The 10,864-nt window shown below is 38.1% G+C and carries 11 protein-coding genes; 1 reads left to right on the top strand and 10 read right to left on the bottom strand.

Going from position 1 to position 10,864, the window contains the following annotated elements:
* Positions 1 to 277 precede the first annotated feature (277 nt).
* The 3 genes from EO114_RS02900 to EO114_RS02890 all read right to left on the bottom strand — a co-directional run bounded on the left by EO114_RS02900 (position 278) and on the right by EO114_RS02890 (position 2,560).
* Positions 278 to 1,000, bottom strand: a complete 723-nt coding sequence (locus EO114_RS02900) for an amino acid ABC transporter ATP-binding protein (protein ID WP_127011117.1) — start codon at positions 998 to 1,000, stop codon at positions 278 to 280.
* A complete protein-coding gene (locus EO114_RS02895; protein ID WP_009372151.1) occupies positions 997 to 1,680 on the bottom strand; it encodes an amino acid ABC transporter permease in 684 nt (227 codons plus the stop codon). Before EO114_RS02895 ends, EO114_RS02900 begins: the two co-directional genes overlap by 4 nt.
* A gap of 64 nt (positions 1,681 to 1,744) precedes the next feature.
* Positions 1,745 to 2,560, bottom strand: a complete 816-nt coding sequence (locus EO114_RS02890) for a basic amino acid ABC transporter substrate-binding protein (protein ID WP_369813347.1) — start codon at positions 2,558 to 2,560, stop codon at positions 1,745 to 1,747.
* Between the two features lie 739 nt (positions 2,561 to 3,299).
* Between EO114_RS02890 and EO114_RS02885 the strand changes: the two genes are divergently transcribed.
* On the top strand, positions 3,300 to 3,902 hold the full coding sequence (locus EO114_RS02885; RefSeq protein WP_062403170.1) for an HD-GYP domain-containing protein: 603 nt from the start codon (positions 3,300 to 3,302) through the stop codon (positions 3,900 to 3,902).
* Positions 3,903 to 3,905: 3 nt separating this feature from the next.
* On the opposite strand, the gene EO114_RS02880 is transcribed toward EO114_RS02885, so the two are convergent.
* From EO114_RS02880 to rbfA, 7 genes are all read right to left on the bottom strand, one after another.
* Complete coding sequence (locus tag EO114_RS02880) at positions 3,906 to 4,559, bottom strand: ComF family protein (protein WP_127011119.1); 654 nt, start codon at positions 4,557 to 4,559, stop codon at positions 3,906 to 3,908.
* Positions 4,559 to 6,706, bottom strand: a complete 2,148-nt coding sequence (locus tag EO114_RS02875) for an ATP-dependent RecD-like DNA helicase (RefSeq protein ID WP_126940976.1) — start codon at positions 6,704 to 6,706, stop codon at positions 4,559 to 4,561. Before EO114_RS02875 ends, EO114_RS02880 begins: the two co-directional genes overlap by 1 nt.
* On the bottom strand, positions 6,703 to 7,470 hold the full coding sequence (locus EO114_RS02870; RefSeq protein WP_127061421.1) for a shikimate kinase: 768 nt from the start codon (positions 7,468 to 7,470) through the stop codon (positions 6,703 to 6,705). The genes EO114_RS02875 and EO114_RS02870 overlap by 4 nt, the downstream gene beginning before the upstream one ends.
* Before the next feature lie 11 nt (positions 7,471 to 7,481).
* Positions 7,482 to 8,423, bottom strand: a complete 942-nt coding sequence (locus EO114_RS02865; RefSeq protein ID WP_127011120.1) for a bifunctional riboflavin kinase/FAD synthetase — start codon at positions 8,421 to 8,423, stop codon at positions 7,482 to 7,484.
* A 250-nt stretch (positions 8,424 to 8,673) separates the two neighbouring features.
* Entirely contained in the window at positions 8,674 to 9,573 is a 900-nt protein-coding gene (gene truB / locus EO114_RS02860) for a tRNA pseudouridine(55) synthase TruB (protein WP_126940974.1), read from the bottom strand.
* Complete coding sequence (locus EO114_RS02855) at positions 9,573 to 10,514, bottom strand: bifunctional oligoribonuclease/PAP phosphatase NrnA (protein ID WP_127061419.1); 942 nt, start codon at positions 10,512 to 10,514, stop codon at positions 9,573 to 9,575. The genes truB and EO114_RS02855 overlap by 1 nt, the downstream gene beginning before the upstream one ends.
* Positions 10,514 to 10,864, bottom strand: a complete 351-nt coding sequence (gene rbfA / locus EO114_RS02850; protein ID WP_009372220.1) for a 30S ribosome-binding factor RbfA — start codon at positions 10,862 to 10,864, stop codon at positions 10,514 to 10,516. The genes EO114_RS02855 and rbfA overlap by 1 nt, the downstream gene beginning before the upstream one ends.

Raw genomic sequence — 10,864 nt, 5'->3', positions numbered from 1 at the left:
CTATGAAACAATACCATAATTATTCTTTTTGCGTAAGTTATTCACTATATTTTATACTCATACAAATAAATACCACTACTATCTAAAACGGTGTACTCCTTACAACATATAATGGATATATGATTACATATATCTATTTATAGCAGTACATATAGGTCTAGGCATACCAATCAATTCATTAGTAAAATTTTAGATATCACACTTAATTTCACAACAAAAAAACTACCCTACATAGGAAACTCCATATATAGGGTAGTTATATTTCTCTGATATCGTCTTATCGAATAACTTTTGATAAGAAAGACTTTGTTCGTTCATGTTTTGGAGTATCGAATACTTCTGCTGGTGTTCCTTCTTCCAAAATTTCGCCACCATCTACAAATAATACACGTGTAGCTACTTCTTTGGCAAAGCTCATTTCATGAGTAACGATGACCATAGTCATCCCCTCTTTAGCCAAATCTTTCATAACGTCTAATACTTCACTAACCATCTCTGGATCTAACGCTGATGTAGGTTCGTCAAAAAGCATGACTTTTGGTTTCATCGCTAACGCTCTAGCAATGGCTACACGCTGTTGCTGCCCCCCAGATAATTGTTCTGGGTACGCCTCTGCTTTATCGGATAAACCTACTTTTCCCAATAAATCACGAGCAATGCTTTCCGCTTCAGATTTTGAAAGTCCTCTAATTTTTTGTGGTGCTAAGGTAATATTATCTATTACAGTCATATGAGGAAATAGATTAAACCGCTGGAATACCATGCCCACTTCAGCGCGTACGTTGTTGATGTTTTCTTTCACATTTAAGTTCTTGCCATCTACAATCACGTCACCTTCTGTTGGTTCTTCTAAATAGTTCATACAGCGCAATACAGTACTTTTACCAGAGCCAGATGGTCCAATAATAACCACTACTTCACCAGCATCGATTTCTGTAGAAACGCCTTTTAAGACATGCAATTGTCCAAAGTATTTATGTACATTCTGTAATTGAATCATTTGATATTATATTTCCTTTCTAAGTACGCTACGAGTCGGGAAATGGTTAATGTCATAATCAAGTAAATCACCGCTACGGCTGTCCAAATTTCAAAGGAACCGTAGGTACGAGCGATAATTAATTGTCCTCGACGTGTCAATTCTTCAAAACCAATAACTGCTACTAGAGAAGTATCTTTCAACATAGCAATAAATTCATTGCCCAATGGTGGAATGATAGCTTTGAAAGCTTGTGGCATAATAACATAGCGCATCGTTTGGAACCAAGTTAAACCTAAAGAGCGACCTGCTTCCATTTGACCTTTATTAATAGATTGGATACCGGCACGGAAAATTTCAGATACATAAGCACCAGAATTTATAGAACAAGCTAATACGGCGGCTAAATAGGGTCCAATTGGTTCTGGCGCACCATTGGCATTAACGATAGCCCCCAATAATTTAGGACCACCAAAGTAAATCATAAAGATTTGCACTAATAGTGGTGTGCCACGAAATAGTTCTACATAACATTTTGCGATCAAACGAATCACTTTAAATCGTGATAAGTTCATCAGCGCCACTACTAGTCCAATAAAGAAACCAAAGCCCACACTCATGAGGGTAATTTGAATTGTAATTCCAGCCCCTCCAATTAACAGGGGTAAAGAGTCGACAATTAACTGCCAATTAAAATCCATCGTTACCTATCCATCCTTTCATTCAACACAGATAAGGAGGCACAAAGCCTCCTTATATAGTACATTATTTTCCTTCGTATGTCACGGGAATATCCTTAGGCATGTCAGTTTTAAACCATGTTTGGTATATCTTATTTAAAGTACCATCTTGCTTCATCTCTGTCAATGCTTTATTTACACTATCTACTAGGTCTTTATTTTTTTTATTCATAGCTAAGCCAAAGTATTCTTTCGTATTTGGATAAGCGATAATCGTTAAGTGTTGATCACTATGTTTGGCTACGTAATACTGAGCCACTGGCAAATCAATTAAGGCCCCTTCTACACCACCATTTTGTAATTCTAATAAAGCATCGCTAGTATGGTCAAAGTTTTTTACTATAGCTCCATTGATTTTGTTTGCTAAGTCTGCCCCTGTAGTACCCATTTGTACGGCAATCGTTTTTCCTGTCAAATCATCTAAACTTTTAATAACGCTACTTTCCTTGACAACCACAGCCATACCGGATTCATAATAAGGCATACTGAAACCAACTTTTTCCATCCGTGCTTTTGTAATGGTCATCCCCGATGCTGCTAAATCAATTTCGCCATTATCTAAAGCTGGTACTAGTGCATCAAAAGGAACATTTTTAAATTCAATAGTTTTACCTGTCCGTTTCGCAATTTCTTTAGCTACATCGATGTCAAAACCTTGTAATTCTTCGGATCCTTCTTGCTTAAACTCAAACGGTACAAACGTTGCATTAGTGCCTATCTTCAAGACACTTCCTTTTTGTACTTGGTCTCCTCCTTGAGAGCCACATCCCCCTAGTAGTGCTACTACACCTAAAGCTAATAAGCCCGTACATATTAATTTTTTTACATTTGCTTTCATAATTGGTCTCCTTTACTAAATATCTTATGTATATCTTATGCACTAATTATACATCTACATGAATATTTAGTCAACATAAATTTACATATATTTTGTATTTTTATTAATTCTTGTTATATTTGTTAAATTGTATAAGCAATATATAGAAACTGATATACCAAAAAAGCATAAAAAAATACACAGCAGAACAATTTCTGCTGTGTTTCATACGGCTGACCTGGTCTTTGCCCCCACACTCGCCTGCTGGAAGGTTCGCTCTTAAGCCATGCTCCCCACTACTACCCCTCTCGACATATTTTGTCGGCAGGTCTTACATCTAAGCCGCACCATGCTCACAATTTCTCATTGCTTATGTGGATCGTTTCGCCTGCGACTGGCCTCGACTTTCAACCACAGACCCGTTATGTACTCTTATTATATCTATATTTTTTACTTTTGTCACTTAGGAACTATTATGATATTTTTCATTTTACTTATATCATTTTTATATAGTACATCTATAAAAAAGACTTGCTTTTTTTCATCAAATATACATCAGCTTTACTCCATCCCACGTTTATCACATTCTCACTTTTTATGTAAATGATGAGAACTTTTCAGTACATTTTTGTCCACTCTATAGGGTATATTCAAGGATAGAATTTTATTGTATAATGTGTGTACTTAAGTAAACGAAGAATATAAAAACGGTGGTTTTCCAAAAGAGAGTACACCGTTTCTGTTTGTTAGGAAGGGTTTGCACATGTTTATGTTATCATTAATTCAAGAATCAGGGGCTTACGAACAAGATAAAAGCACCTTAGAGTTAGTAACCTTACAACTCTTACAAATGATTCAGATGAAAAGCCAAACTTTATATGTGCATTCAGTACAGGTTGCCAATTATGCTGTAGCCATTGCTGCTAAAATGGGTTTGCCAAAAGGTGAAATCGAATTGATTCGCCACGCAGCGTGTTTACACGATTTAGGCTTAATTTGCTTACCTACCACTACCTTGATGAAATTTCCCTACTTCAACCGTCAGGAATTATCCAAATACAAGCAACATCCTGTATTTGGGGCTAGCATGATTGAAAACTATCCATGTTGCCAGCCTATCATCCCTTACATTAAATACCATCATGAGCGTTGGGATGGTACAGGATTTCCTAAACACTTACGAGGCGCTAATATTCCATTAGGAGCTCGCATTATTGGTATTGCTGATTACTACGTAACAGCCATCGATCCAGCTTCAGATACAAGCCTACAACCTCGTAGCGAGATCAAACAAGAACTATTTAGACACTCTGGCACACAATTTGATCCAGATGTGGTGAAAGCATTCATAGAAATATTAGGATAATCATTAGGCTCCACTTGCTAAAGTGAGAGCCTTTATCTTTGCTTTAGGTAAGACAGCATGGATTGTCTCCGTTGCTTCTAATAAGGTGGCCCCTGTTGTATAGATGTCATCCACTAGTAATATACTGATTTCTTTGTCTACATAGGCATCCACCATAGTAGAACGAACTAAGAAATGACCTTTCATATTTTTTCGTCGTTCTTCCTTTGTCAATGTCCACATCGGTTTAGATCCATCTAATTTCAACAATAAATCTACCCAATTCCAACCTTGTTGCATAACCCAACTTTTGAATAGCACATCCACTTGATTATAACCCCGTTGTTTCCGTTTGCTTTCACTAATGGGAATAGGTACAACAATGGTTGGTACATACTTCATATCCAAACAAGTAACTGTAAAACGTTGTAAAAAAGGAGCGGCTCCTAGAGCTCGCTCCTTTTTTCCATTAAATTTTATATCGTGTAGCATGGTTTTAATGCCACCTACATAATCTGCTAGAATATATATACATTCTAAAGAAGAAAATTTTGGACCTATTATACAACGTTCATGCATAACTGCTTGCAAACATGTATCACACCACTCGCCTTGAGTATATACATCTTTACCACAATGGATACAAGTAGGTGGACACAATACGTCCCATAATCTCATTAGATCGCCCCCTCTAAGCGTTCTTTAAATAATGTATATCGATAATTTGTATCTACTCGATTCACCGCTGTATCTACAGCCGTTTCGCTACCGATAAGTAACACCTTATCCTTAGCACGTGTAATCGCTGTATAGAGTAGATTTCGCTGTAACATCACATTATAGGCAGAAATAAATGGTAGAATGATACGTTCATATTCACTACCCTGTGCTTTATGAACCGTAATTGCATAAGCAAGTGCCATCGTCATCATATCTTCTTCGTCAAGAGTCATCGATTTATCTGGAAATTTTACATGTACCTGTTTGCCAAGTATATCTGTAATTACACCAATTTCTCCATTGTACACATCTTGATCATAATTATTTTCCATTTGAATAATCTTATCTCCAATGCGATACACTGTACCATCTACTTTTAATTCTTCTTCACCACTTCTTCTCGGATTCAATTCTTCTTGCAAATATTTAGAAATAGCCGCACTACCTATGACGCCTTTACGCATAGGACAAACGATTTGAATATCTAGGTCAGACTCTACGTACTGTAATTCCTCTCGATAATGCTTAGTAACCGCTAATAGGACACTTTCCACATCATGAGCACTTTCAAATTGAAATTCATCACAACTCGATAGATCGGGCATCTCACCATGATTGATCGCGTAGGCATTATCGATGATTCGATTCCCCTCTTGTTGGCGATAAATCTGCGTTAACCCTTGATAAGGTATTACAGAACTAGTCAACATATCTCGCAGAATAAAGCCCGCACCAATAGGTGGCAATTGATCCACATCTCCCACAAGGACCACATAAGCACTAGGTGGAATCGCCTGTATCAGGGCATAGTATAGCTCTAAATTAAGCATAGATGATTCATCAACGATAACTACATCTACCTCTAATGGCTCATCTTGATTCCGGGCAAAGGTATAAATAGTATTATCAAGTTCTGGCTCTAGCAAGCGATGAATAGTATAAGCCTCCATACCCGTCGCTTCCGACAGACGTTTTGTAGCTCGTCCTGTAGGCGCACAGAGGACAATACGTTTTAAATTTCCTTGCTGAAATCCTTCTACTAAGGCTTTGATAATAGTGGTCTTTCCTGTACCTGGACCTCCAGTGATAATAGAGAATCGATGACTAAGCGCCATATGAATAGCTTGCTTTTGCTCCACCCCTAACTCCATGGAATGCTTAATTTCATAACTTTTGCAGAAATCATCACCATCCAATAAAGGTAGTACATCATTATCTAGGAAAGCTTCTGTGAAATCTACGCTGTCTACTTCTGCTCGATACACAGTAGGGTGGTAGATATACAGTACATCGTCGTGATCTACCTGTACATAGCGCTTTGTTTCAATTAAGGTTTCTAAACGGTCTACAATCACATCGATATACTCATCACCTAATAGATTCGACAACTGTACCATCAATTCCTCTACGGGCATACAAGAATGCCCTGAAGATCCGATCTGCTCCATGGTAAAGCGAATCCCTGCATCGATGCGCTTTGGATTATCAAAGGGAAATCCTAATTCTGCTGCAAAATGATCTACTACAGAAAAAGGCAAGTTTGTATCCACCGTCAATAGGTAATAAGGATTATCTTGCAGCATTTCTATGCTTTTAGCACCGTACACTTCGTAAAGTTGGCGACTCCAACGATTACTCATATTGTATTTAGCAAAAAAATCATTAATTTCCTGCAGGACTCCTTCACCTAACAAAACCTTATACAGTTCTTGCTTTGTTCTAAGGGATATATTAGGAACTTCTAATAATTCCATAGGATTTTCGTTTTTAAGAATCTCTAGAATAGAAATTCCAAAATAGTCCAGCAGCTTATCTAATGATTTAGGCCCTAACCCTTTCACACTAAGACTTTCTAAATACCGTCTAGCACCTGCTAAGGTATCTGGCATCACACGTTGTATGCTTTGGACAGCAATCTGTTTGCCATATCTTTTATGGATGACAAACTTACCTTTAATTTCCACCTCTTCCCCTACTTTGGGAGGTGCTATATTTCCCGTACAAGTATGAGTATCTTCCTGATAATCCCGCACGATAAATATACAGTAATCTTCTTGAGGGGACTTATAGATTACACGGTATACCGTTCCTAATACCGTTATCATAGAGATGCATTGGGCAATGCAGAAATAACAGCTTGTACCACATCTGCTACATTGCTAATATTTTCAATTTTAATGTGACTCACACGTTCATAAATTGGTTGACGCTCTTCGTACAGTCGGAAAATATATTCAATACTTTCTTTTAATAATGGACGAATTTCCATATCTAAATCGTCAAGGATTTGTTTTACATCTCGTTGGATCAATACCACATAACCAGATTCACGCATCAGTTCAGCTGTGGCATCACACAATACCGTACCACCACCTGTAGCAATGACACTGGCATTTTTTTTGCTCACCAAATCTTGAATTACATTGAGTTCTAATTGGTGGAATTCTTCTTCTCCATCATGAATAATAATATTTTGAATGGATTTTCCTGTACGCTCTTGGATTTCTGTATCCACATCAAAGAACTCTAAGCCTAATGCCTGTGCTAAGGCTTTACCAATCGTTGTTTTACCTGCTCCAGGCATACCAATTAAGAAAATATGTTGATGAACATGGTTCTTTTCATACTCTTTAGAAATACGAATTACCTCATTCATAAACTCTTTTGCATAATCCGCTAATTCAGGGTTTTCCAATACTTGTACAGCCGATGCAAGGATTTCTTGCTCTCTTTGTACATCATGAATTTTCATCTGATGCTCTTCTTTATATTTTGCAATATCTACCACAATACTCAAACGTTCTTCAAAGAGGCGAATCATTTCTTTATTAATAGCATCAATTTTTTGGCGATTTTCTTGTAATTTCATAGATATACTCCTTAGAATTTTTTATAGATAGTACTATGTAAATGCTTTAATGCAAAGGTCTTATCATCTTCCATTTGATCGATAAGGGCTTGCAGGGAATCAAACTTTACTTCTCCTCGGATAAAAGCAAGAAATTCTACCGTAGCCACTTCTCCGTATACATCATCAGAAAAATCAAATAAATGGGTTTCAAAACGATGATATTGATTGGTAAAAGTCGGATTATCGCCCATATTACCTACTGCACCATACCATTTGCCACCAATATATACTTGGTTTACATACACACCATCAGCTGGCGCTGCCATAGTATCTGGGAAATGAAAGTTTAACGTAGGAAACCCCAAAGTGCGCCCCCGTTGATCCCCTTTTACTACTGTGCCAGTAAATCGATAAGGTCTACCTAGCATGGTATTAGCTAATTCAATATCACCACGTAAAATGCTACTGCGTATGGCAGTACTCGATATAGGCGCATCAATCCAATCATAACGCACCAATTCTTGATCATGGACTTCAATAGACGGATATAACTGACGAATTAACTGAGAATTGCCTAACCCTTTATATCCAAAATTAAAGTTTGCACCTACCACTATTTTCAGTACATTACGATGGGCACATAAACCATGAATAAAATCTTCCCCTGACTGCGCTACTAATTCTTGAGTCATAGGAAGCTCCAATATATAATCAACACCCATAGCCTTTAACATATCATATCGTTCTTCTCGTTGTAACAAACGAGGTGGAATTTGTTTCGGTTGTAATATAGTAAATGGATGGGCATCGAAGGTAACAATCACAGAAACTCCATGACATGCCTTAGCGCTGTCACAGACTTCCTTAATGATTGATTGATGACCTAAATGCAGTCCATCAAAGGTTCCCATTCCATATACAATGGGCTCCTGTATCGTATCTAACTCTGATATCGTATATAAAATATTCATATTGATCCTTATCTTTTGAAATATGAAATAAAACTTTTATTTCGTTTACTCTTTATTATAACACAACCGAAGACTATAGAAAGTGTATACATGTATTTCTCTAAAAGAAATACAATGTCACCATATACAGTTTTATTTGTAATATCCTATTCATTATAATACACGCCATATAAGATTCTTTTCTATCAAATAGTATACACAAGAAAATGGTCAGGTTCCCTTGAGGTTCCTGACCATTTTTATACTTACATCATATGTATATATTTTTCTCTACTTTTAAGGTATCATCCAATCGTCGTAAGATACTCATAAACCCATTCGCATCATAGGCTCTCACTAATGTATCTACTTGGATTTCATCTGGCGACACACAGAAAGTTTCATTCGGTTTGACTGTATGGATTGGAACTTGTTTCCCTTGCACCAAGCGCGTTCGATTAATATCATTGATATACACCGCTGGCAAGTGCGTTAGCAAAGTATCTACTGGCTGCACAGCTTGTTCCACCAGTGTTTCTAGTTCTTCGATGGTCACAGACTGTTCAATGTTGCATTGTCCTACTGCAGTACGACATAGTTGTGTCATCATACCACATAGATCCAATCGCTGACATATATCCCGTAACAAAGCACGCACATAAGTGCCCGCAGAACATCGTACACGAATGGTAAAGAATGGAAATGCATAGGCTAGTAACTCAATGTCATGGATATGAATCAAACGAGATGGCAGTTCAAATTCTACTCCTGCACGGGCTAAATCATAAGCACGTTGCCCATTGATTTTGATAGCAGAATACTTGGATGGTCGCTGTTCAATCGAACCTTCGAAGGACTGCACTGCTTGTTCTAGTTCGTCCCAACTAGGAGCCTCAATACTATCTAAAGTACGTAATATATTCCCTGTGCTATCTTCTGTATCTGTTTCAACGCCAAATTTGCATTCCGCCACATAGGTTTTACCGATGGACTCTGTGTATTCGATGGCACGAGTGGCTTTTCCGACAAAGATAGGTAGCACTCCATACGCCAATGGATCTAACGTCCCACTATGACCGATACGGCGCTCTTTCAAAATGCGTCGACAAATACCGATCGCATCATGGCTCGTGATGCCTGGTGGCTTGATTAAAGAAATAACACCATCCATTAATCAATCACCGCTAAGATTTGTTCCAATGCTTCGTGGATAGGACTTTCGATAGAGCAGCCAGCTGCTCGAATATGCCCACCACCGCCAAAGTGACTAGCAATTTGATTTGCATCTCGCACTTTGGAGCGAATGCTAGCACGAGTTACCGTCTCTGTTTTAGCTTTTAAAACGATAGCTACATCCACACCTTTGATGTTTCGAATCATATCCACAAACCCATCGGTATCATCCCCAATGCGCTCCATCAGCGGTAATGTCAAGCACATGGATACCACTTGTCCTTCATGGTGAAAGGACACATTATCTAAGACTTGTTTCATCACCTCGATACGCCCTGGTTCTACCATTTCTATAGCTTCAGAAATCACATGTGGTTGCGCTCCTGCTTGTAAACATAGACCTGCCATCTCCATCGTATGTGCTGTTGTATTAGAGAATTTAAAGAACCCTGTATCTGTACCCATAGCCATGTACAAAGCTTGTCCCATCGATTGAGTGATTTCCCAATTCCATATCTTACATAGGTACGCCACGGTTTCTCCAGTAGAAGAAAAATCAGGACGTAAATATAAGCCGTCTGCAAATTCTGTATTAGAAATATGATGGTCTATATTAAAAGTAGGTGCACTCACTCGTACACCTACTTCTCCAATTCGTTCAAATGTGCTAGCGTCCAAAATGAGTAGCATATCCGATGTATAACCGCTTTCTAAACTTTCAATAGGCTCAATCTTAGAGCATAGAGGAAGAAAAGAAAACTTTTCAGGAATCACATCATCTACTACCATGCGAACAGCTTTCCCTTGGGCCACCAAGGCTTCATACATAGCGAGCATGGAACCAATAGCATCTCCATCAGGACTAACATGAACAGTAAGAAGAATAGAATGGGCTGTATCAATCGATGTTTTTAATTGATCAATACTAATTTTTGCCATTATTGTTCCTCTTGTTTAATAGAATTTAATAATCCTTCGATGTGCATACTGTAATCTAAGGATGTATCTGCATCAAAGGCAATGCTAGGAATATGGCGCAATTGAAGCACCTTTCCTAGTTCAGAGCGGAAGTAGCCAGCGCTTCTGCGCAAAGTCTCTAAGGACTGTTGTTTCTCCGCTTCACTGCCGAATAAGCTTACATAAATCGTAGCTTCTCGCAAATCGCCAGTAACACGCACATCGGTAACAGTAACAAATCCGATGCGAGGGTCTTTCAACCCGCGCAATAAGATTTGACTTGCTTCTTGTTTAATAAACTCTTGTAATTTTCGTACACGAACTTCACTCAT

The organism is Veillonella sp. 3627 (assembly GCF_003992195.1).
Lineage (GTDB): Bacteria > Bacillota > Negativicutes > Veillonellales > Veillonellaceae > F0422.
The sequence above is the reverse complement of the archived record's forward strand: the minus strand, read 5'-3'. Positions and strand labels throughout refer to the sequence as shown.